Origin of the sequence: Paenibacillus taichungensis, from assembly GCF_050994985.1 — a bacterium.
Taxonomy (GTDB): Bacteria; Bacillota; Bacilli; order Paenibacillales; family Paenibacillaceae; genus Paenibacillus; species Paenibacillus taichungensis.
The window spans coordinates 703,730-725,320 of the sequence record NZ_CP194720.1; the positions used below are offsets into that span (position 1 = coordinate 703,730).

Sequence of the window (21,591 nt, forward strand, 5' to 3'; positions counted from 1 at the left end):
ACTATGATTCATTGCAGAGAAGCTAGAATTGGGGATGGCGAGGGGATTAGCCAATTATCCCATCAACTGGGTTACACCAGTACAACAGAAGAGATCATCGAAAGGTTGAATCGACTAAACTCAATGACAGATCATTATGTTTGCGTAGCTGAGATCGATTCCCTTGTTGTGGGTTGGGGGCATGTACAGGGAAGACATTCTATCGAAAGTGTACCTTTTGCCGAGATTGGTGGATTGGTTGTCGATGAGCATCATAGAGGTGCGGGAATTGGTAAAAAGATCATGAGCGAATGTGAGAAATGGGCACGGATGAACGGGTTTAACAAGATTCGCGTGCGATCAAGCGGGAAAAGGGAAGCTGCGCATCGGTTCTATATTGCCATCGGATATAATGAGAAGAAGTGGCAGAAGGTTTTTGATAAATCATTGTAAAGATCTATGGAGTATCAAATGCCGTTATTTCTAATTTCACAGAGAAGGGTTGGGCAAAATGAGGTTAACTCTGGAAAGTATCCGTTGGATGGAGTTGAGCGAAGAAACTCGCTGTCTGCTTGGGAAACCATACAAGATGCTTCCCCTGTCACCAGGGCTGGAAGCAGACGTTGTGAAGATAGAATGCGGTGATCACTCTTATGTATTAAAGATATGGAACAAGGACTCCAAACCCAATATTCGCAACCAGTATGAACTATTATCTCAACTATACGAGAGTGGAATACAAGTCTCCAAGCCGTACGGTTGGGGCATGGATGTGGATTCTAATCAAGTCCTGTTAACGAGTTATGACGGGGAGCCTATAGCCAAGTTAAGCAAAACCAAGCTGGAGCAATTAGCTCAAAAGTTAATTCAAGTCCATGGTTTTGATGTAAATGATACGGGTAACGCGGATGCCAATTTCATACCACAATATGATTTCGTTGGATATTTTTTCCCCTCCATTGAATTGCATGAGGATATGCATCAGATCCTGACGAGCCTTCTTCAACGGACTGAGTTTAGGCAGGATCATTTGATCCACGGTGATTATAACCTGGGAAATGTTCTGGAGGCAGGTGATCAATATGCGATTATCGATTGGACAAATGGGCAGCGCGGTGATCCCAGGTACGATATAGCTTGGTCCATTTTTTTGATGACGATCTATACAGGGGAACGAAACGGTAAGATGTACAGTGCTCTATTCAAGAGTCTGACGGAATACACACCAGACGATGCGGAGATTTTTGAAGCGATGGCTTGTTTGCGCTGGATTCTATTAAAGCGAGTATCTAATGTTCCTATGGGGCCTGGTGTAATGCAGCGGGTTAAAAAGATTATTGGCAATAATTCATATTTAAATGATGAACTGCTGTAGTATTGTCTTAAACTGTCCTTCACTGCATACCTATGGTATAGAGGAGCGTGATAGGTATGGAACAGAAGGTGCAAACCTATTTTGAACTAAAACAGCAGCAAAAAGAAATTGAACAACGACTATCTGTGTTACGAGATGAGATTGTCGGGTATTGTGAGGAGCAGGGCGTCTATGAGACGCAAGTTGGCGGATACGCTGTGAAAACGGTGCTTCAGCACCGCAAGGAATATGATGATCAGAAGCTGTACGCATCCCTTCCCGATCCGGACATCTGGCGACTGCTGTCCAAGGTAGACAGTCATAAGCTGAAAAGCCTCATAAAACTGAACATTCTCACTGAGGAGCAGATTAGTACAGCTTGTACGGTGAAGCCGGTAACATTGTTACAGGTGGACAAGTTGTAACCCTTCACACGCATTAAGCAGTATCAATTATAGGGCCCGTGTCATTCGCACATATATGCCAACGCTCCCCGAGGAGCTGATTGAATCGGTCACGATGTGGCCGGTTTTTTTTGTTGTATGCAAAAGTTGTGTGCCAATTTCAGCTGTGCGTTTTAAGTCATCTGTGAGCATAGGACTGATTCAGTGCCGGAATGAAAGTAAGCGAATACCTTGGAAAAGTTATGCTGGTGGATTATATGTTATAATTTGTAATTAATTCATATACCATCTTTGATAGGAGGGAGAATGAAGACTTTCCCATCCCTGTCCATATTCAATGGAATGAAGATCAGGAAGAGACGGTATATCTTCAGAAGTTGTAGACCGATGAGTTGAGGAGATGGACTATGAGGAAAAAAATCATTTCGATCGTGCTTACCATCTGGGTATTGATGATTGTGATCAGTGTGGTTCTTCTGTTTCTGCCCAGAACGATCCATCTTGATGGTGTGGGTGTAAAGTATCGGCTGGGGGGAGAAGACAACAGGGAGCCAGAGCAAACGGTTCATATCAAGATGGATGGCAAGCGTTATCTAACGACCTCGGGTGATTACATATTCAAAGGAACCATTGATATTGAAGGTGAGCCTTTCCCTGTACCCGAAGATCAAAAGATGCTCAAAATTCGTTTTCATAAAGGATACGGATCGATGGAGTACATCATTTTTGAAAATGGGAAAACGGATATCTTCTTATACGGAACACTATTTGTTGATCGTGCATTCAGCAAACTGACCATCGCCATTTCGGAGGAGCATTCAAGCGGAGAGCAGAACAGTAAAAGGTGGAGCTCCGAAGATGGGCTTATGCTCTCGATGCCCGCAACGAATCGTTTGGAAGCCATTCAGCTCTCTAATGAACTGATGGAAACCTATCTCGGGGGCTATATTTTAAAATGAGAAATCATAAACATAAACAGGCATGCATTTACGTTGAGGGCCTTCTCCCTTCATGTAAACGACATGCCTATTTTTTTATTTATGCTGCAAATCTCTAGAGATCTTGCGTTCAGTTTCCAAGCAAAGCTTGTTCTACCTCATCCAGAACCTGACCATAGGCAATCGGTCCAAATCCAGCTACCCAAACCGTGTTGTCCACCGTGTAAACCTGGTCGCTTTTCACAGCTTTCAGGCCTTTCCAGACTGCATTGTCACGCAGCTTAGTGAGCGCTTGTTCGTTATCTGTTTCACTACCGGAGATGATCATGAAAATACGATCCGGATTCAATTCAGGCAACAATTCGAGCGACACATTCTCAATAACTTCATTCATGACGATGCCTGCTTTGGCAAGATCAGGTTCATGGAGTCCGGCTATATCGTACAGCAGGTTCGGAGAATAGAAGGCGTCAGGTGATTTGTCACTTGGAGCAAATACCTGAATCTGCTTATCGGTCAAACGAAAAATCAGAATGGTATCATCCGCCGCATCGCTGGCAGCAACCTTGGTGCCAAGATCCTTCGCCTTTTGATACAACTGATCCACGATTTCGTCTGCCTCTTTTTCTTTGCCCAATACTTTGGCTGTATCCTTGAACCACTCAAGCGAATTGCTGAAGTAGCTGCTCATATATACCGGTCCAATTGCGCTGATCGCGTCGTATTCATCAACAAGTACTTCATTGGACAGAATGAGATCCGGCTCTGTGTCCAGAAGTGCTTCCTTGTTGAATTCATTGACGGAACCGAGCGGTACGACACCTTCGAGCTTGTCCTTCAGATAGGCAGGCATCTCCTGGCCGACTTGGGTCACCATGGCGTATGGTTTCATGCCCAATGCCACGAGGTGATCGGCATACGCATAGGTCAAGCCAGCGATACGCTTGGGTTCAGCAGGAATATCAACAGGACCCTTAATACCCTCAACGGTGCGTGTCTCCGTATTGTTTGCCTCGCTATCCGACGATGAGGTGCCGTTGGTGCTCTCTGTTGACTCACTTGCTGTGGAAGTGGATTCACCCGTAGAAGCCTGTTCGGCCTTGGAGCACCCGGCAACCAGAATAAGCAGCAGCATTAGTATGATGCCTGCCTTCAAATTGGGTTTAAATCCTCGTTTGTTTCTTATATCTGTATTCATATGTGCATGTTCCCCTTTACTGATTATCATTCTCAATTACTAGTATAGGAGAGAAGATTCAGTGCGTCGAGGCACAAAAGGAACCATTCACATGCACGATAGTGACCGAAGGCGCTCGGGAATTTCCCGTAATAACAGATCATGCGAGAAGGCATTATAGCTGCCGAATACATAATTCATCTGATCCCAATAAACACGCCCTCGCTTCACAGCTTCCCGCGCTTTCCACCAGGGTGAGTTCAACCATCTCTGCTGCTCGGCATCACTGACCGAAGGGTGGAACACCAGCATGATGTAATCGGCGTCCAGATCGTCCATTTTCCAATCCTCAGCAATATAGTGGCTCTGCTGTTCATGGATTAGGGAAGGAGTGGACAATTGCAGATCCTGATACAGGACCGCACCCATATGGCGGTAGCCGGCAACAAAACAATCCTGACTGCGAACGAGTAATGACACGATTGAAGCAGAGCCAATCTGCTGACGAAGATGGGTTGCAGCCTGATGGGATTTCTCATCATATTCATCCAGCCAGCTATAAGCTTGTTGATTTCGTCCGGTCGCCTCAGCAATTTCGAGGAACTGACTGCGCCAGTCCTGGGATTGAAAAGCAATGGTCTGTGTAGGTGCAATCTGGTTTAGCTGCTGAACATATGTATCGTCTGTATATTCACTGGTCAGAATCAGATCCGGTTCAGCCCGGAGCAATGTAGTTGAATCGGGCGCTTCTCCTTCATAGGCATTCATGAAAAGCGTATGATCGAGCAAAGAGGTTTCGGCTTTGAAAGCAGGTCCCGTTGCGGCGCAAGGCTCCAGTCCCAGTGCTAGCAGATGCCCTGTATATTGATTATTCATGGCGGCCACTCTGATCTGACGTGGATTCGAATGAATATAGACGGTGGGCGAGAGGCCCACGGTTTTTTTGAATATGCGACTGAAGTATAAAGGGTTGTTATAACCCACTTGGGCGGCTACATCCTGTATGGAGCTTTGTTGCCTAGTGAGCAGCCGTTTGGCGTGATGCATTCGAATGTCGGTTAGATATTCCTGCGGACTTTTGCCCACGTTTTTCTTGAAAAAACGGGAGTAGTACCCCTCGGAGAAACCAGCCCGTTCGGCAAGCTGTTGGCGTGTAATCGGCGTCTGATAGTTCTGCTCCATGTAACGCAGCGCGTCCAGTACAAGACTGGCCGAGTCATAATCGGAGGTGGCTTCAAGCCGTTCTCCTACATCTGCGGCCCACTGCAGGAATCGTCCTTGAATACGAATACGCTCCCATTGATTATGCTTCTGCCAGAGAATGTGCAGTTCTTTGATTAACTCGCGTTCATGGGATTGCAGAATACCAACACGGTTATGCTCAAAAAGGGGAGGGAGAATAAGAGCCTCTTCGAAATCCTCTCTATTCGAGACTTGCCCCTCTATTTCCAACGCGATGATGCGTAAAGGATCTGCGGAAGTCTGCCTAATCTGCAGCTGTTTGCCATCTTGGAGAAAAATAAAATGCCCTGCCTTGAGATCGCGATGCTGACAATTCACGGTCAGACAGATCACTCCATCCTCCAGTAGCAATAACAGTTGTCCTTCTGTATGTGTGAACGGGTTGCCGTTAGAGGGCAGCCTGGTGTGGTGCTCAATGGATGTAAGATTATACATCGGGATGTCTCCCCTCTATGAAGCCGATTTCAGTGTATGTTTAAATGCATTGAAGTCAAAGCCTATGTATTATCTTATCATTCTAGCGAGTAACAGAAATGCTATCAATCATCTTCGTCATCTTCGATGTTCCCTTCGTTGTTTTCCCATCCTCTTTAATGATCCAGTACGCGATGATAATTGCTTTAATAGCGTTTACATTGAAATTCGAAGTGAAACACCAAAATTAAATGGATTATCCTTATAAAACGCTCGATCTGCCGTTGATTATGTATGCCAAATGTGGGTTCGATTTTATAAGCTTATTCTGTAGGCCAGAGGCTTCTGGACTATACAAAATAAAGGATAAAGGAGAGTCTTTGTGAATCCGAACACAATGGCAAAAGAACGCCTCCCCTGGTCAGCTCTGCTCGCTTTGGCCATGGCTGGATTTATATGCATTCTTACAGAAAGCCTGCCGGCGGGGCTGCTGCCGCAAATAGCGAAAGATCTGAATATCAAAGAAGGTTTGGCTGGACAACTCGTTACTTTGTATGCCGTGGGGTCTCTTCTGGCGGCAATTCCCCTGACGACAGCAACTCGTGGATGGAGACGCAGGCCGCTACTGCTATTATGCATCTTCGGTTTTCTGATTTTCAATACGATTACGGCTGTATCTTCAGTATATGGTTTGACCCTTGCTGCACGCTTCATGGCGGGTGTATCTGCTGGAGTGTTGTGGGGGATGACTGCAGGTTACGCACGCCGCATGGTTTCAGACACGTTAAAGGGAAAAGCTATGGCTGTCGCTATGGTAGGCACACCACTCGCGCTTGCATTGGGCGTTCCCTTGGGTACCTTTTTGGGCAATTACGCAGGGTGGCGTTTTATTTTTGGAACAGTTTCATTATTGACGGTAGTGCTTGTATTGTGGGTGCTCTGGAAAGTACCTGACTATGAGGGGGAGCCTGCACGTCAGCAGCTTGCGCTTCATCGGATTTTTGTTATACCGGGGGTTCGTCCCATATTGTTTGTTGTTCTGACCTGGGTACTGGCCCATAACATTCTGTACACGTACATCTCATCTTATCTGGGCGAGACGATGCTGTCCGAAAAGGTGGACCTGGTTCTGATGATCTTTGGAGTGACTTCGGTAATCAGTATATGGATTATTGGGCTGTTGATTGACCGTTACATGAGATTATTGATTCTGGTTAACCTTGTTCTATTTGCGCTGGCCTCGCTGGTGATGGGGATCTTTATCCATCAACCGATAATGATCATTCTGGGAGTAGTCGCTTGGGGGCTTACATTTGGCGGAGCGGCTACGTTATTACAGACTGCAATTGCGCAGGCCGGAGGCAAAAGTGCCGATGTTGCCCAATCCATGCTGGTGACAGCATGGAACCTGGGGATCGGAGGGGGAGGGATCGTCGGAGCTATCCTGCTGGACCAGACAGGCGCTCGTTTCCTGCCCATTTCCCTGATCCTGTTGATCGTTATGGCCTTACTCGTCGCCTGGTCCGCCAGTAAACATGGTTTCCCAAGATAGGTTATTGAACAGAACATTTACACCGGATTCGTTCCTTCGATGAGATTTTTGGTTGCAATAGGTGAGGACATCGCGATGAGGGTGGTGTAGGTACCGTATTGATCGCATCGGTCTCCAAATGCTTCAAGACCAGCAATCGAATCTGTCATGATCTTCAACAGGTAATTATGCTCTCCGCTCACGCGATGACATTCGATCACTTCGGGTGACGAACGGCAGAAATCAAGAAAGGCATGACAATCCCGTGTGCGAAAAAGAAGATAGGAAGTACTCGACCTCCCTATTTTCTGCGGGGAAATGATAGTACGGTACTCTTCGATTACACCGCTTTCTTCTAGACGCTTCACGCGTTCCGTTACGGCGGGTTGAGATAAACCGACCAGCTTGCCCAATTCCGTCATGGATAGCCTTGCCTGGTTTTGCAAATGAAAGAGGATATTAGTATCGATTTGGTCCATAAGATGGCCTCCTTTTAAATTATAGGAAATGTTTTATAAATGCCTTTATATTCATCGCAAATTAAAGCAGATAACTTGGTTGTTTTATGTAATATGAATGAGATCATTTATATAATAAGCACACTTACTTAAATAATCAAGCACGTGGCACATGGAGGGGAAGAGTAAGATGGGAGACAGAAATATGAAGTTTAATCCTGCATTTGTAGAAGAAGTGATTCACCGTACGTTGGCAGAAAAAAGAATTGTGGGTTCCGTTGTTCAGATTGCGTGGAAAGGGGAAGTGGTCTATAACAGCGCGGATGGCCTCGCCGATCGAGGACAGAACAGACGCATGCAAGAAAATGCACTGTTCAGGTATGCTTCTGTAACCAAACCGATTGTATCCACCGCCGCCATGGTATTGATATCCCAAGGTAAATTAAAGCTGGATGACCCGGTTATGAAATGGCTACCTGAATTCCGTCCCGAACAGCCAAATGGGGAAGTGGCCTCCATGACGGTTCATCATCTGATGACACATACGGCGGGTTTAACGTATCGTTTTTTTCAGGAAAACGGAGGAACGTACGAACTTGCCGGAGTATCAGATGGGATGGATATCGCTGATATTACGCTGGAAGAGAATTTGCAGAGGATTGCTTCTGCTCCACTTCTGTATGAGCCCGGGAAGATGTGGAGATATTCGATTGCAACAGATGTACTCGGTGCAGTTATTGAGAAAGTGACCGGGCTGACACTGCGAGAGGCCGTACAACTGCTCGTGACTCATCCGCTGGGCATGAAGGATACAGATTTTGTCGCTGTGGACTCGCAGAGAATGACAGCTGCCTATGCGGACAGTTCCAACAATTCGGGGCAAACTCGTCGCTTGCGCGATGAGGACCATGTACCTTTTATTGAAGGAACGGCAGGCTTCCAACTCGCATCCGAAAGATACCTTGATCCATCGGCCTATCTTTCGGGTGGTGCGGGCATGATAGGAAGTGCAGGAGACTTTCTAGCATTGCTTGAAACGCTGCGTCAAGGTGGAGGTTCGCTTCTTCCTAAAGCGCTGGTCGCCGAAATGACAACTAATCAGATTGGCGATCTGGAGATGCCTTATTGGCTGGGAAGAGGATTCGGGCTGGGATTCACGGTGCTGAAAGATCCGGTTGAGGCGGGTACTTTGGAATCTATTGGGACGTGGCGCATGGGTGGAACCTATGGTCACTCGTGGTTTGTTGATCCAACAGAAGAACTGAGCGTTGTCGCATTTACGAATACGGCTCTGGAGGGCATGTCAGGCAGATTCACAACTGAACTTTGCGAGGCGGTCTATGAGGGGATTGAGCGAAAGAGATAAGTTGTATTATGGATTTATATGGAAAATTATGATAAGGTAGAGCAGCAGATTACAGTGAAATCTAAATTTGATTCCGAAATGAGATGAGAAGATGGATAGCATCCGCAATTACCTGTTTGTTTTCGCAGGCAATTTTCTAGCTGCCTATATGATCTTTCCTGAAAGAACCATTGGTAAATCCGTGATGTTTGCTTCACTGATGCTGTTACTAATCATTGGGATGGATTTCATGAAAAGCAAACGGAAAGCAAATCCCGTTCAATAATTCCGTACCGATCATCGAAAAAGGTAAGCTGTCATCATGGATCGGTTCCGGTGGGGACTTGAAGTGATGCTGTGGTGAATTAATCTCGACAATAGTTAAGTAAGTATATTTATATGAAGAAAAGCAACTGATTAATTTCAGTTGCTTTTCTTTGTAATGAATCTTATTCTACTGACTAACGTTTCAGTACGAGACTAAGCTGTCGCACATAAGGTGCTAACTCGCTAACTGAATCCAAAAAGTTGATATATACCCGTAGAAGAGTACCATTAGGCTTGGGTTGTCCTAACTCTAACTTTAGCCATTCGATAACCTCAAGCAGTTCATTTCGAATGGGCTCTGGCCGTGGTAGCTCGCGGATTTTATCGGCAAAAAACTCCAAAAGATCATCTAGATTGTCCTGCCGGGTCTGGTCATCTGGTGGATTGATTTCGTTGAAAAAGGCACTTGATGCCTTGAGCACAGGTTGGGCTTTGCTTGCGATCAAATCTCCGATAACAACATCCAGCCGATCCACAATAAATCCAGCCAAATTAGCCATGGGAGCCGCAATCACCGCTTGAAAAGTGTGAGACAAATATTCTTTGACCATGCCGCGGAAGATAGCGACAACATCCCCGAGATATGGGAGAATAGGCTCGCCGTATGTTTCATAGAAGCAATCCTGATGTAAGGTCAGCAGAGAGGCACGTTTTTTTCTCCATTCGATTAGAAAGTTCTCATTACTTGTGATCGGCAGCTCTTTAAACTCACTGGTGAAAAAATAATTTTCAAGCATATATTGCAGCTGAAATTCGATCTTTTGGCGCAGTACTTCTTTTGGTGGAAGTCCCTCCAGCCGAAGTCTCCGATCAAGCTCCCTTGCCTCTTCGAACAGGATTCTGTGTACCTCGACAAATACCCCGGTAAATAGATCTTCCTTAGAAGAAAATACTTTATAGATGCTCGCCTTGGCCATGCTACAAGCTTCTGCGATGTCCTGCATGGAGGCTGAGAAATATCCTTTTTCTCTAAAAATGCGCATTGCTGTATCGACGATTAGTTGTCTTTTGAATTGTTCCATTTTAACCACCCCTTCACATTCTGACATGTCTTCTTATTGTGGTCAATAAAGGAAATTGACGAAAAAACTACAAAGTCATATAATGAACTTGTGAGTTTTTTTTGATTTATTTCTAGGGAGGTGAGCCAGAGCATTCGCTTTGGCACAATATGAAAATTAACGAACAGATTGAAATGCTAGTGCTTACTCTTAAGATGGGCGAGCATGATTTTGTTATTAACCCGGTGGCAATCCGTGACGAGCAATCTTATGTATTGGTGGATACCGGGATGCCTGGTTCTTACGGCCAAATTACGGAGCTTTTGATCCAAGCGGGAATTGACCCTGCGGCCTCTCATTCCATTATTCTTACCCATCAGGATATCGATCATGTAGGCAGCCTGCCGCAGTTCAAAGGCGAAGGTATAGAGGTGTACGCCCATGCGGATGACCAGCCTTATATCGATGGCCTAAAGCCGATGATTAAATTCAGCGGGGAACGCAAGGAAGGGATGATTGCCTCACTTCCGCAGGATCTTGCTACTGCATTTGAAGCTACTTTTTCTGGAAAGGAAAAGAATGTGACCACGTTGCTGGCAGACGGAGAGAAACTGCCTTTCGGCGGCGGACTGACTGTAATCCATACACCAGGGCATACGCCGGGTCATATCAGCTTGTACCATGAGCCTAGTAAGACACTCATTGCAGGTGATGCATTAAATGTTGAGGATGGTAAGTTGATCGGTCCTAATCCGACAGTTACGCCAGATATGACATTGGCATTGGAATCACTCCGCAAGCTGAAGGCTTATCCAATAGAGACTGTAGTTTGCTACCATGGAGGCATTTTTAAAGGCGATGTTCAACTGGCCCTAGATAAAATAACGGAGAACCTGTAATGGATGGTACCGGCGAAGCCCGGGTTGCGTTGTGGAAAAAGAGTAAGTGGGTCCGTTTTGTGATAACCTTTGCCATTGCTGTCCTTGGTGGATTTGTTTTCCAACTGATCCATATGCCAATTCCCTGGCTACTTGGATCCATGGTGTTCCTCGTGATCGGCTCCAGATTGTTTAAAGGAATCACCTTATACTGGCCTGGACAAGTCCGCGATACCGGTATGGTTATCATCGGCTATACCCTAGGGCTTTCGTTCACCTTGTCGACCTTAACGCAGATCGGACTTCAGTTGCCGACGATGATTCTGTTCACATCTCTGCTGTTGTTATGTGCCGGGGCCATTGCGTATTTAATTTCGAAATTATCCGGTATTCCTTTCCCAACGGTGCTCATGGGCAGCATTCCCGGAGGACTCAGCCAGATGATTACGTTGGCCGAAGAAGTGAAGGGTATTGATATCACTGTCGTCACCTTTTTGCAGGTATCCCGCCTGATGATGATTATTTTCTGTGTGCCGCTGCTGATCTTCAGCCCATTGTTTCATGTCAGTGGCAGCCATAGCGCCGTAGCTGCTGCTGCGAGCGGATCTGCTGCGTTATTTCCGCATACTTTGGTCTTTGCCGCAGTATGCGTACTTAGTGCGTTCATCGCCAAGAAGATCAAGATGCCAACGGCCTTTCTGCTTGGACCAATGATGGGTACGATCCTGCTTAATTTGACCGGGTATGAGGGTCATGCGTTGCCACCCGTCGTACTCAGTCTTTCACAACTGATGATCGGGGGCTACATTGGGCTGCTGCTGGATCTGGAGAGTCTAAAGAACAAGGCAAAAATCGTTTTGCTCGCAATATTGAGTGGCGTGCTGCTGATTGGGGTCTCCATGGGACTTAGCTTGCTGCTGACACGAATGCATGACATCACAATCGTCACTGCATTTCTCAGCCTATCGCCAGGCGGTATGGACCAAATGGCCCTCATCGCTAAGGAAGTCAACGGCGACCTGTCGATTGTAACGTGCTATCAGCTCTTCCGAACCTTGTTTATCTTTTTTGCAGTGCCGCCGGTGTTAAAGCTGGCTTTCCGATCGTTGCTGAAAGGGAAAAAAGATACTATATAAAATGGATAAAAGAGAGAGGGAGAGTTGAGCAGGATTGGGGCTAAGAGGCGAGAAGGTGTGGGGAGAAAGAGTGGGGCGAGAGGATGAAGGTGTCTTAAGTATGGTTCACGGTGGCTTAAGGATGTCTCAAAGGTGACTCAATCACCGTCCAACTACCTCCCAAGTGTAAATAGAGGCATTTATGTACCTTTATTATAAGGAATAAAGGGGCTGGCTTCGATTAAGGGCAATTTTTTGCTTATAATAGAGCTAGCTGTAACATCTTATGAACTGGACTTGGGGGAGAGTGAATTTGTTTACAATCAAGGAAGTATCTGAAAAATTAAATTGCCCTGCTCATACGATCCGATTTTACGATAAAGAAGGACTTTTACCCGATATTCGTAGGGATAATCACGGCAACCGCCTTTTTGAAAAACGAGATATAGACTGGATTCGCTTAATAACATGTTTTCGTGCCACAGGAATGAGCGTAGCGGATTTGAAAAAAATCGTTGACCTTGCCTTGCAGGGAGATGAAACGATCGGACAGCGCAGAGCCATACTAGAATCCCATCAAGCGGAGATCAAGAGAAAACAGCAAGTGCTAAATGAGGCTTTTGAAGCGGTTAGCCAGAAGCTTGAAGTGTATAACGATATAGAAAAGGGAAATCCTGAGGAACGTTTTCTCACGTACATTGGGGAATTAGATACAACCATATAAGTCGAGATTGTGACAAGTCACTCTGTGTAAGAATGGGGTGGCTTTTTCTGTAATCAAAAACTTGCCTTAAAGTGCACTTTAAGATGTATGCTAACAGGGTTAAAAAAAATTTCATCGGAATGAGAAAGCAGGAGAGACAGGATGAAATATGTAATAATCTTGGTCGTACTCGTATTAGTGATTTTCTGGGTCGTAAATTATTACCCGCCTCTTGGAGGGAAAAGTTCAGCGGATAGTAAGCGGCGTATTCATGAATCCGCTAACTTTATCGATGGGAAGTTTCACAATCAAATACCGACATCGATGGATTATAGTTTAAAAGATACCGTTGGAGCCCTATACGATACGATAAAAGGAAACCCAAATGGCCGACCAAAGGTAACCCTTCCAATGGAGACTTTTGATGCAAAAGCATTTTCAGACAGTGCCGAGGATCAAGTCATGTGGTTTGGTCATTCGACCCTATTGATGAAGGTCAGTGGAGTGAAGCTTCTGCTAGATCCAGTATTCAGTAAATACGCCTCTCCCGTTGCTTTCGCGGGGCCAAAGAGATATAGCATTAAGCCGCTAGCACAGATTGAGGATTTGCCTGACATCGATGTCGTCTTGATATCGCATGACCATTATGATCATCTGGACTATGAGTCTATCCGTAAGCTAAAAGGAAAGGTCAAACAATTTATCGTTCCGTTAGGGGTCGCTGGACATTTGACAAAATGGGGTGTAGATCCGAGCCAGATTAAAGAGCTGGACTGGTGGGAAGAAGCATCGTATCAAGGGTTAACCTTCGTTAGCACGCCCGCAAGACATTTCTCTGGCCGCGGTGTCCGTTCTGGTTCCTCGTTATGGAGTTCCTGGGTTATTCAAGGTAAACAATCGAATGTATATTTTAGCGGGGATAGTGGTTATGGTCCTCACTTTAAGGAGATTGGCGATAAATACGGTCCGTTCGATCTTGCCCTCATAGAGACAGGTCAATATGATGTGAAATGGGCCAACATTCATATGGTTCCTGAGGAGTCCGTGCAAGCGTATCAGGATGTAAAGGGTAAAGTAATGATTCCTATTCATTGGGGAGCATTCACCCTGGCATTGCACAGTTGGACAGACCCCATTGAGCGCGCGAAAGCAGCTGCGGATAAGCTAGGTGTAGCTTTAGCTACGCCAAAAATTGGAGAAAAGGTGATTATCGGTTCAAGTGTATTTCCTACTTCAAGCTGGTGGGAGTCCATTGAAAAATAATACTTGCCTTAAAGTGAACTTTAAGGGTTACGATATCTCACGAGCCAAGCTCAATTCGTGATCTGGAGGGAATACACTTGAGTAAAACCATTTTAATTACAGGTACATCAACAGGCTTCGGTAAAGAATTGGTTCTTCAATTTGCGAAGCGTGAATGGAATGTCGTCGCTACCATGCGGGATACATCGAAAGCTGCCGCTGAATTTAGCCAATATAGTAATGTACAAGTGCTGGCCCTGGATATTACTAATCAGGAAATGACCCACGAGGTTGTGGATGCGGTAACGCGCCAATATGGACGAATTGATGTGCTGCTCAATAATGCCGGATATGCTCAAGCAGGTATTTTTGAAGAAGTATCCGTTGACCAAGCACGTCAGCAATATGAAACGAATGTGTTTGGTGTAATGACCACCATTCAAGCCGTTCTTCCACAGATGCGGGAACATCGCTCGGGTCACATTATCAATATCTCATCTATGGGCGGCGTACAAAGCTTGCCAACGCTGTCTATCTACTGTAGCTCTAAAGCAGCGCTTGAAAACCTGAGTGAAGGTCTGGCCGCTGAGGTTAAGGGCTTGGGTGTAAACCTTACCCTTGTAGAGCCTGCAGGATTCAAGACAGGTTTCCAAGGAAATACTCAAGAAATTACAAGCGATATCCCGGACTATCAACCGCTGTATGATTGGTATAATGATCTTGCTGAGACCGCGCCTTATGGCGATGTTGAAAAAGCTATGTCAGCGGTTGCTGATATTGCCGGCACAGACAATCCTCCAAGAAGACTGGCTCTCGGAAGCATGGGGCTTGTGATGGCGCGTACGCAGCTGAATGGCATGCTTGAGGAATATGACAAGTGGGAACACATTACGGCAAGCGCAGATTAAATAGAAAGAAAGAGGAGTGGATAATACATCCGCTCCTCTTTTGCATAATAAAGAATCCATCATCTATTTAATGTTAAGGCGACGAACCTGATTTTGATGAGATTTTGAGACCATATTTCGACGTGTTACAGTCCGGGCTCAAACTTTAACCTGCTTTCGGGAGGAGAGGCAGAGTCCACTTTATCCGGCTCCCATTTACTTGATTACTAAAGTTCATTACACTTGGTTTATAGTACTTACTTAATCCAAACTCAGATGTTCAGGGGGAATATATCTATGCATCAATCTGCACATATTCAGGAAGCCAGAGATTACATATTAAACCGTATTAATAACAAACCTGTCGTGGGCATGATTCTGGGATCAGGGCTGGGAGCGCTCGCGGACGAGATCGAGAATGCAACCGTCATTCCATATACGGACATTCCTTATTTTGCTCAATCCGAGGCGATTGGTCATGCTAACGAATTGGTCATCGGAGAATTGATGGGCAAGACTGTCGTAGCTATGAAAGGACGCCTTCATTATTATGAAGGTTTTACGCTGGATGAAGTAACGTTCCCGGTTCGGATTATGAAAGCACTGGGTGTCGAGCAGTTGATTATCACCAATGCTTGTGGAGCAATCAATACCAGCTTCGAACCTGGACAGCTTATGTTGATTACGGATCATATCAATCTGGTAGGGAATAATCCGCTGATGGGTCCGAATAATGCCGAACTGGGTGTGCGTTTCCCGGACGTATCACAGGTATATAATCGCGAACTCCGCAGTATCGCCCTGAAGGTAGCGGAGGAGCAGAATGTTGGTTTGCAGCAAGGGGTATATGCATGGTGGAGTGGTCCTGCGTATGAGACTCCAGCAGAGATTCGCATGATTCGTACGATGGGCGCGGATGCTGTGGGTATGTCGACGGTACCTGAAGCGATTGTAGCCATTCATGGCGGCATGAAAGTACTGGGCATTTCCTGTCTGACCAATATGGCTTGCGGCATTCTGGATCAGCCGTTAAGTCATGATGAAGTGATTGAAGTCGCCGCAAAAGTGAAAACAACCTTCATCGGGCTGGTTAAAGGTATTTTGAAAGAGATGTAATCCGGAATCGAGAGGAAGCTTTCCTTCTTTCCTTTCAAAGCAAAAATATATTAAGCATTGTCCAAGACGGAGTGATTCCGTAGGGCAGTGCTTTTTTTACAAATGAACATGTGCAAAATATTCCTATATCGGTCAAAACGACCTATAATAATAGAGATTCAAGCTATAGGCTGAAAAAGGAGACTGATAGAAATGGAAGAATTGGGCCCTACTGAGTACGTCATTTTTGAAAGGATTCAAGCAAACTGGTTAAGAGGTTTTGAAGGAGTAGGAGGAAAGCTTTTCCTTACTAATGAACGATTAGTTTTTATTCCTCACGGTCTGAATTTTCAGACGGAATGGGTTCAAATCGAGATCTGGGCTATGACTAAGATTGAGAAAAGTGCGACATGGGGACTAATTCCTAACGGAATTACCATTACATTAGACAGTGGACATGTCTTCAAGTTTGTTGTCTGGAATCGTTCTAAGATCATCAGGGAGATTGTACAAGCCAAGAGAATGAATAACGAAATAATGTAAGTTTCAGATGAAGTACATAAACCAAAAAATGTGGGATAATAAGGTGAACGGATGCTGCTCTAGCCAGATGAATTTATCAAATCCTCATAGATTAATGATGCATTGAAATCTATATAGACAATATTAATAACATGATATGCACTAAAAAGGCTATACAATGGGCACTGTCTATACGGAATTAATCCGTTGGGCGGTGCTTTTTGATTTGGCATAATGATGGGATTAACACGATCATCTATGCACTTCCTTGTATTTCCTATCTCTGATATCGTACAGTTAGATTTTCTATATCATTAGACTAGACAATCTATAAAGCGCACAAGAAGGAGAATGGAGAATGATAGAGCAAGCAGAGCTGCTATGGCGGCGTATTATTGCAAAAGGTACGGGAGCAAATGCAGATTTTGAGGTAGCGCTCAATCTCCAGCCGGGTGCGAGAGACGAAGAACTTCAATCTGTGGAAAATCAACTTGGGGTGACATTGCCTGAAGAGATGAAGGCTCTGTATCGTATACATAACGGACAAGCCTGGAATGTTGGCGTAGATTCCTTTGTGCGTAACCTGACATTGTCGCCTTTGGATCAGGTGAAGGAGAACTGGACCTTTTTGCAGGAAGAATTCGACCCGGACGAGATGGAGCCTGAGATTGAGGATGATGCTATTAAGCCAGTACTGTGGAACTGCAAATGGGTTCCGATCGCAGAAAATGGTGGTGGGGATTATCTATGTCTGGACACAGACCCATCAGGTTCTGGAACGGTAGGACAGGTGTTGTATTTTTGGCATGATTGGGGACATCGATCAATTGAAGCTGTGGGGTTATTTGAATTCATTCAGAAGTGTCTGGAAGAAAAGGATGAGGAAGATGCAACGTAGGCAGCATGAATTCGAATAACTTATGCGTAAAAGGAGTCTTTTTAATGATCCAAATCACCATGCGTCAATCCAAGCAGGCAGATCAGGAGCACCTTGCTGAGTTGCGAGCCCTCGTTCTATATGATGATTTAAACAGGTTGAAAAGGTACGATGAGGTGAAGGTCCGTGAACGTTTCCGTAATACATTTGACCCTGTCCACACGTGGATTATTGAGGTCGAGGGTGAACTGGTGGGGTGTGTAGCGCTGAAACCCAAATCGGAGGAAATGCTGCTGGAACATTTCTATATCCATCCCGACTATCAGGGTCGGCAAATAGGGACCCAAGTGCTGAACATGCTGCTGAAACGGGATGAGGTCCGGGGCAAACGTATTACTTTAAATGTATTGCAGGGCAGTCCGGCTCGGCGTTTGTATGAACGCTTTGGGTTTGTTTTGGACAGTGAAGATGAGGTGGATGTATTCATGTCCGTTCAAGTGCAGTAATCGTTACGGTCAAAATAACAGCATCTAACAGACCCATTCATTTAATTCTTGAATGGGTCTATTGAACTTTTCTATTATACTTTCCAGTGACGGTATCCTAATATGGATAATAACCTACTTTTTATATAGGAATTATATAGTATGGAGAATGCCGTGATGCCGCATTGGAAGCGAAATCTGTATATTCTGTGGTTTGGCCTATTTTTCAATCATATGGCTTACACCTTGTCTGTGCCGTTCTTTCCGCTGTTCCTGCAAAATGATCTCGGTATTCAGAGCGGATTGGAAGTCTGGTCCGGCATTTCGATTTCGATCAGCTTTCTTATCAGCGGACTATGTGCTCCCTTCTGGGGCTCGCTGGCTGACAGATACGGAAGCAAACTGATGCTGATTCGTTCGGGCGTTGGTCTCGCCATTGCTCATCTGGCTAACTATTTCGTTTATGACCCTTACACGTTTATCGCTGTGCGGATATTTCAAGGACTCATGGCCGGCTTCAATCCTGCATCTATTACATTAGTCGGCACCAATACACCGGAGAAGCATGTAGGTTATGCGCTTGGTGTCATCTCCACATCCACGGCTGCCGGAGGAATTCTGGGACCGCTTGTGGGTGGAGTACTAAGCCATTGGATCGGGCTGCGCGGATGCTTTATCGCATCGGGGATCATTACGCTGCTCTCGGCTGTGATGGTGATATGGGTAAAAGAAGCACGCGGTCCCCGCACTGTGGTTCACACAAGTATTCTGGGTGATCTGAAAAAAGCAGCCTCCACTCCGGGATTAATGCGGATCTATGGTTTGATTTTGCTCGTTTCAACTTCTGTGCTCATTATTGAACCTGTGCTGACGCTTTATGTGGTCCAGATTGGTGGGGACGTCAGTAGTGCAACACTGAGTGCAGGAATCGTCTTCTCGGCTATCGGTGTGGCAACGGTAATTATGGGGCCGCGCTGGGGAAGAATTGGCGGGAAGATCGGATATGAGAAAACCCTGTTTATCGGCCTGCTGGGCGGCGGCATTGGCAGTTTACTGCAACTGACGGCGTATAACCTCATTTATTTTGGAAGTCTGCGATTTGTCTATGGTCTGTTCTTCGCTGCCGTGTATCCGGCCTTGAATGCGTTAATCATCAAATATGCTGACCGTGATTTCCGAGGAAGGGCTGTCAGTCTGAGTCAGACTGCGAATCAATTTGGTATTGTACTCGGCCCGTTACTTGGCGGTTTTCTGGGCGGATGGACGGGGATTCCTTTTGTTTTTCTCCTAACAGGCATTGTCCTTCTGGGAGCAGCTTGGACAGTCCGGGTAAGCGAAAGGAACCAGGCGAATAAACCGGGATTGGGTATGGCAGCAGCAGAAGCAGGCGCAAACAGCATAAAGAAATGATGAAATGAAGAAACGACTCTCAGAGAAAAAAAGGTACTCGGACTGAATTAAATGGTCATCACCACAATATAGGGAGGAATTAATATGTCACAACGACGATTGAGATTGGGAGCAAACTTGAATGGAGTGGGAAATAGCATCTCTTTTTGGCGACACCCGGATATTCCGATCAATGCCAGCGTAAATCTGGATTTCTACAAGAAGCAGGCGATTAAGGCAGAGGAAGGGAAGTTCGAACTGCTCTTTATTGCGGACGGCCTCTTTATTAACGAGAAATCCAACCCGCATTTCCTGAATCGTTTTGAACCGTTAACCCTGCTCTCTGTTCTTGCGGGAGCAACTTCACACATCGGGCTGGTCGCGACGTTGTCCACCTCATATAGTGAACCGTTCACAGTGGCAAGACAATTTGCCTCCCTGGACCATATCAGTGGAGGAAGAGCCGGATGGAACGTTGTCACTTCACCACTTGAAGGCTCGGCTCAGAATTTTGGCAAAGGTGAACATCCAAACCACGCACTGCGCTACGAAATTGCAGAAGAACATCTGAATGTGGTCAAAGGCCTGTGGGATTCCTGGGAGGATGACGCGTTTATCGGGGATAAAGAGAACGGTGTTTTCTTCGACCCATCCAAACTGCATACGCTGAACCACAAGGGAGATCACTTTTCCGTCCAGGGGCCACTCAATGTGGCGCGCTCGAAGCAGGGACATCCGGTCGTTTTCCAGGCAGGTTCTTCCGAATCCGGCAAGGATCTGGCGGCCCGATCGGCCGATGCTATATACACGGGGCATGAGACGTTGGAGGAAGCTCAGGAGTTCTATTCGGATGTGAAGGCACGAGCGGTGGCTTATGGTCGTAAGGCAGAAGATATCCTGATCTTCCCTGGCATCGGTCCCATTGTGGGCAGAACGGAGGAAGAAGCGGAGCGCAAGTATCAGGAAATCGCGGAGTTGGTCGATATTGACCATGCACTGAATTATTTGGGACGTTACTTCGATCATTATGACTTTGCCCAATTCCCATTGGATGAGCCTTTCCCGGAGATTGGTGATTTGGGCAGTAACAGCTTCCGCAGTACAACGGACAAGATCAAGCAGCAGGCACGAGAACAGGGGCTGACCCTCCGCCAAGTGGCATTGCTTGCATCGACACCTCGCACATCTTTCATCGGTACACCGGATCAGATCGCTGATCAGATTCAGGAGTGGTTCGAAGGGGGAGCTGCGGACGGTTTCAACATTCGTACAGTTGTGCCGAACGGACTCGCGGACTTCGTGGACCTGGTCGTACCTGTCTTACAAGAGCGCGGCCTGTTCCGTACCGAGTATGAGCATGAGACACTGCGTGGTAATCTGGGGCTTGAGATTCCACGCAATCGATATACATTAGAGACGGTAAAATAAATCAATTATGGTACATCGAATTGCTTTCAGTTCAGAATGCATTAATAGCGATCCAGAAAGCCCCTATCATAACGACAATCCCGCATACTTTGCTCAAAAAGTAATCAAAGTCGCTAGGTTCTGCATCGTTCGCCCAGAACGAACGAAGCGAGAGGTAGAAAAGGAAGTCTTGAAATTTTTGATAACGGAAGCTGCACCATCCGAATATCACTGCGGCTAATGCGAGAAACAGATAACCTGGAGCACCACGAGTGTAATGATAATCTGGGTAGGCGGCTGTTACAAGCGTTGCAGGAGAGAATTGTTCTTCCCCATCCTGAAGTACTCTTTGACTGCCAACGTACAAGAAGACCTCGGAAACGCTATTGCCTTTTGCATCAAAACTTATTAATTGTCCGGAATGATCTTGGACTTCATACTTGTTCCCGTTAGGATATATCAACTTATACGTTGTACTGAACGCAGAATCAATTTTCGTGATGAGATATTGCTGATGATTGATGTAAACAGTCCGTTCCTGATGATCAAGGCGTACTTGAATAGGATCTGCCGTTCTGCTGCGATAAGTCGTTAGATTACCTTGTTCACTATAGAATATGTACTTGTTGTTCTCAACATGGAAAATCGGTTCTGTGAAATAAGGTCTGGACAGGATTGCGATGATTACGGACAGGACCAGAACGCATGAAAAGAAAATGAAGGTGGAGGACTTCATTTTTTTGATTGACTCTCCCATATAAACGCCATCCTTTCCATTTTGTTCTATAATACGTCATTGAGAAGCATTGGTTGCGGACCGT

Annotated in this window: 22 protein-coding genes; 17 read left to right on the forward strand and 5 right to left on the reverse strand. The window is 45.8% G+C overall.

What is annotated here, in order from left to right; all coding sequences use genetic code 11:
- Positions 1-3 precede the first annotated feature (3 nt).
- The 4 genes from ACR1R9_RS03290 to ACR1R9_RS03305 all read left to right on the forward strand — a co-directional run bounded on the left by ACR1R9_RS03290 (position 4) and on the right by ACR1R9_RS03305 (position 2,696).
- The gene (locus tag ACR1R9_RS03290) at positions 4-432 is read left to right on the forward strand and encodes a GNAT family N-acetyltransferase (protein WP_433921766.1); all 429 of its coding nucleotides are present in this window, start codon (positions 4-6) and stop codon (positions 430-432) included.
- Between the two features lie 94 nt (positions 433-526).
- Positions 527-1,354, forward strand: coding sequence for an aminoglycoside phosphotransferase family protein (locus tag ACR1R9_RS03295; RefSeq protein WP_433921765.1), 828 nt, complete (start codon positions 527-529; stop codon positions 1,352-1,354).
- 56 nt (positions 1,355-1,410) lie between these two features.
- Positions 1,411-1,758 (forward strand): hypothetical protein, encoded by a 348-nt coding sequence (locus ACR1R9_RS03300; protein WP_433921764.1) that lies wholly within the window; start codon positions 1,411-1,413, stop codon positions 1,756-1,758.
- A gap of 386 nt (positions 1,759-2,144) precedes the next feature.
- Complete coding sequence (locus ACR1R9_RS03305) at positions 2,145-2,696, forward strand: hypothetical protein (protein WP_433921763.1); 552 nt, start codon at positions 2,145-2,147, stop codon at positions 2,694-2,696.
- Between the two features lie 109 nt (positions 2,697-2,805).
- On the opposite strand, the gene ACR1R9_RS03310 is transcribed toward ACR1R9_RS03305, so the two are convergent.
- Both ACR1R9_RS03310 and ACR1R9_RS03315 read right to left on the reverse strand, forming a co-directional pair.
- Positions 2,806-3,873 (reverse strand): ABC transporter substrate-binding protein, encoded by a 1,068-nt coding sequence (locus ACR1R9_RS03310; protein ID WP_433921762.1) that lies wholly within the window; start codon positions 3,871-3,873, stop codon positions 2,806-2,808.
- Positions 3,874-3,960: 87 nt separating this feature from the next.
- On the reverse strand, positions 3,961-5,529 hold the full coding sequence (locus tag ACR1R9_RS03315) for a helix-turn-helix domain-containing protein (protein ID WP_433921761.1): 1,569 nt from the start codon (positions 5,527-5,529) through the stop codon (positions 3,961-3,963).
- A gap of 376 nt (positions 5,530-5,905) precedes the next feature.
- Between ACR1R9_RS03315 and ACR1R9_RS03320 the strand changes: the two genes are divergently transcribed.
- Entirely contained in the window at positions 5,906-7,060 is a 1,155-nt protein-coding gene (locus ACR1R9_RS03320) for an MFS transporter (RefSeq protein WP_433923760.1), read from the forward strand.
- Positions 7,061-7,077: 17 nt separating this feature from the next.
- Here the strand turns inward: ACR1R9_RS03320 and ACR1R9_RS03325 are convergent, their stop codons facing one another.
- Complete coding sequence (locus tag ACR1R9_RS03325; protein WP_063565290.1) at positions 7,078-7,518, reverse strand: Lrp/AsnC family transcriptional regulator; 441 nt, start codon at positions 7,516-7,518, stop codon at positions 7,078-7,080.
- A gap of 169 nt (positions 7,519-7,687) precedes the next feature.
- On the opposite strand from ACR1R9_RS03325, the gene ACR1R9_RS03330 reads away from it, so the two are divergent.
- Positions 7,688-8,863, forward strand: coding sequence for a serine hydrolase domain-containing protein (locus tag ACR1R9_RS03330; protein WP_433921760.1), 1,176 nt, complete (start codon positions 7,688-7,690; stop codon positions 8,861-8,863).
- A gap of 440 nt (positions 8,864-9,303) precedes the next feature.
- On the opposite strand, the gene ACR1R9_RS03335 is transcribed toward ACR1R9_RS03330, so the two are convergent.
- Positions 9,304-10,191 (reverse strand): TetR/AcrR family transcriptional regulator, encoded by an 888-nt coding sequence (locus tag ACR1R9_RS03335; RefSeq protein WP_433921759.1) that lies wholly within the window; start codon positions 10,189-10,191, stop codon positions 9,304-9,306.
- Positions 10,192-10,340: 149 nt separating this feature from the next.
- On the opposite strand from ACR1R9_RS03335, the gene ACR1R9_RS03340 reads away from it, so the two are divergent.
- The 11 genes from ACR1R9_RS03340 to ACR1R9_RS03390 all read left to right on the forward strand — a co-directional run bounded on the left by ACR1R9_RS03340 (position 10,341) and on the right by ACR1R9_RS03390 (position 20,791).
- Positions 10,341-11,069, forward strand: coding sequence for an MBL fold metallo-hydrolase (locus tag ACR1R9_RS03340; protein ID WP_433921758.1), 729 nt, complete (start codon positions 10,341-10,343; stop codon positions 11,067-11,069).
- The gene (locus ACR1R9_RS03345; RefSeq protein WP_433921757.1) at positions 11,069-12,184 is read left to right on the forward strand and encodes an AbrB family transcriptional regulator; all 1,116 of its coding nucleotides are present in this window, start codon (positions 11,069-11,071) and stop codon (positions 12,182-12,184) included. Before ACR1R9_RS03340 ends, ACR1R9_RS03345 begins: the two co-directional genes overlap by 1 nt.
- Positions 12,185-12,476: 292 nt before the next feature.
- Positions 12,477-12,887, forward strand: coding sequence for a MerR family transcriptional regulator (locus ACR1R9_RS03350; protein ID WP_231952412.1), 411 nt, complete (start codon positions 12,477-12,479; stop codon positions 12,885-12,887).
- Between the two features lie 141 nt (positions 12,888-13,028).
- Positions 13,029-14,129, forward strand: coding sequence for an MBL fold metallo-hydrolase (locus tag ACR1R9_RS03355; RefSeq protein ID WP_433921756.1), 1,101 nt, complete (start codon positions 13,029-13,031; stop codon positions 14,127-14,129).
- 77 nt (positions 14,130-14,206) lie between these two features.
- Positions 14,207-15,016: an SDR family NAD(P)-dependent oxidoreductase gene (locus tag ACR1R9_RS03360; RefSeq protein ID WP_064635958.1), complete on the forward strand. Its 810-nt coding sequence runs from the start codon at positions 14,207-14,209 to the stop codon at positions 15,014-15,016.
- 276 nt (positions 15,017-15,292) lie between these two features.
- The gene (locus tag ACR1R9_RS03365) at positions 15,293-16,111 is read left to right on the forward strand and encodes a purine-nucleoside phosphorylase (RefSeq protein ID WP_076287857.1); all 819 of its coding nucleotides are present in this window, start codon (positions 15,293-15,295) and stop codon (positions 16,109-16,111) included.
- Between the two features lie 192 nt (positions 16,112-16,303).
- Positions 16,304-16,633 (forward strand): GRAM domain-containing protein, encoded by a 330-nt coding sequence (locus tag ACR1R9_RS03370; RefSeq protein WP_076287858.1) that lies wholly within the window; start codon positions 16,304-16,306, stop codon positions 16,631-16,633.
- Positions 16,634-16,970: 337 nt separating this feature from the next.
- On the forward strand, positions 16,971-17,510 hold the full coding sequence (locus tag ACR1R9_RS03375; protein ID WP_433921755.1) for an SMI1/KNR4 family protein: 540 nt from the start codon (positions 16,971-16,973) through the stop codon (positions 17,508-17,510).
- A gap of 44 nt (positions 17,511-17,554) precedes the next feature.
- The gene (locus ACR1R9_RS03380) at positions 17,555-17,995 is read left to right on the forward strand and encodes a GNAT family N-acetyltransferase (RefSeq protein WP_433921754.1); all 441 of its coding nucleotides are present in this window, start codon (positions 17,555-17,557) and stop codon (positions 17,993-17,995) included.
- 141 nt (positions 17,996-18,136) lie between these two features.
- A complete protein-coding gene (locus tag ACR1R9_RS03385; RefSeq protein WP_433921753.1) occupies positions 18,137-19,384 on the forward strand; it encodes an MFS transporter in 1,248 nt (415 codons plus the stop codon).
- Positions 19,385-19,468: 84 nt separating this feature from the next.
- Positions 19,469-20,791 (forward strand): LLM class flavin-dependent oxidoreductase, encoded by a 1,323-nt coding sequence (locus tag ACR1R9_RS03390; protein WP_433921752.1) that lies wholly within the window; start codon positions 19,469-19,471, stop codon positions 20,789-20,791.
- 31 nt (positions 20,792-20,822) lie between these two features.
- Here ACR1R9_RS03390 and ACR1R9_RS03395 read toward each other — a convergent pair whose 3' ends face one another.
- Complete coding sequence (locus ACR1R9_RS03395; protein ID WP_433921751.1) at positions 20,823-21,527, reverse strand: hypothetical protein; 705 nt, start codon at positions 21,525-21,527, stop codon at positions 20,823-20,825.
- Positions 21,528-21,591: the final 64 nt, after the last annotated feature.

Coding starts and splice junctions, on each gene's coding strand:
- ACR1R9_RS03315 (WP_433921761.1), bottom strand. CDS start 5,529: ATGTATAATCTTACATCCATTGAGCACCACACCAGGCTGCCCTCTAAC.
- ACR1R9_RS03290 (WP_433921766.1), top strand. CDS start 4: ATGATTCATTGCAGAGAAGCTAGAATTGGGGATGGCGAGGGGATTAGC.
- ACR1R9_RS03305 (WP_433921763.1), top strand. CDS start 2,145: ATGAGGAAAAAAATCATTTCGATCGTGCTTACCATCTGGGTATTGATG.
- ACR1R9_RS03380 (WP_433921754.1), top strand. CDS start 17,555: ATGATCCAAATCACCATGCGTCAATCCAAGCAGGCAGATCAGGAGCAC.
- ACR1R9_RS03385 (WP_433921753.1), top strand. CDS start 18,137: ATGGAGAATGCCGTGATGCCGCATTGGAAGCGAAATCTGTATATTCTG.
- ACR1R9_RS03375 (WP_433921755.1), top strand. CDS start 16,971: ATGATAGAGCAAGCAGAGCTGCTATGGCGGCGTATTATTGCAAAAGGT.
- ACR1R9_RS03395 (WP_433921751.1), bottom strand. CDS start 21,527: ATGGGAGAGTCAATCAAAAAAATGAAGTCCTCCACCTTCATTTTCTTT.
- ACR1R9_RS03325 (WP_063565290.1), bottom strand. CDS start 7,518: ATGGACCAAATCGATACTAATATCCTCTTTCATTTGCAAAACCAGGCA.
- ACR1R9_RS03365 (WP_076287857.1), top strand. CDS start 15,293: ATGCATCAATCTGCACATATTCAGGAAGCCAGAGATTACATATTAAAC.
- ACR1R9_RS03310 (WP_433921762.1), bottom strand. CDS start 3,873: ATGAATACAGATATAAGAAACAAACGAGGATTTAAACCCAATTTGAAG.
- ACR1R9_RS03345 (WP_433921757.1), top strand. CDS start 11,069: ATGGATGGTACCGGCGAAGCCCGGGTTGCGTTGTGGAAAAAGAGTAAG.
- ACR1R9_RS03370 (WP_076287858.1), top strand. CDS start 16,304: ATGGAAGAATTGGGCCCTACTGAGTACGTCATTTTTGAAAGGATTCAA.
- ACR1R9_RS03300 (WP_433921764.1), top strand. CDS start 1,411: ATGGAACAGAAGGTGCAAACCTATTTTGAACTAAAACAGCAGCAAAAA.
- ACR1R9_RS03340 (WP_433921758.1), top strand. CDS start 10,341: ATGAAAATTAACGAACAGATTGAAATGCTAGTGCTTACTCTTAAGATG.
- ACR1R9_RS03330 (WP_433921760.1), top strand. CDS start 7,688: ATGGGAGACAGAAATATGAAGTTTAATCCTGCATTTGTAGAAGAAGTG.
- ACR1R9_RS03355 (WP_433921756.1), top strand. CDS start 13,029: ATGAAATATGTAATAATCTTGGTCGTACTCGTATTAGTGATTTTCTGG.
- ACR1R9_RS03390 (WP_433921752.1), top strand. CDS start 19,469: ATGTCACAACGACGATTGAGATTGGGAGCAAACTTGAATGGAGTGGGA.
- ACR1R9_RS03335 (WP_433921759.1), bottom strand. CDS start 10,191: ATGGAACAATTCAAAAGACAACTAATCGTCGATACAGCAATGCGCATT.
- ACR1R9_RS03320 (WP_433923760.1), top strand. CDS start 5,906: ATGGCAAAAGAACGCCTCCCCTGGTCAGCTCTGCTCGCTTTGGCCATG.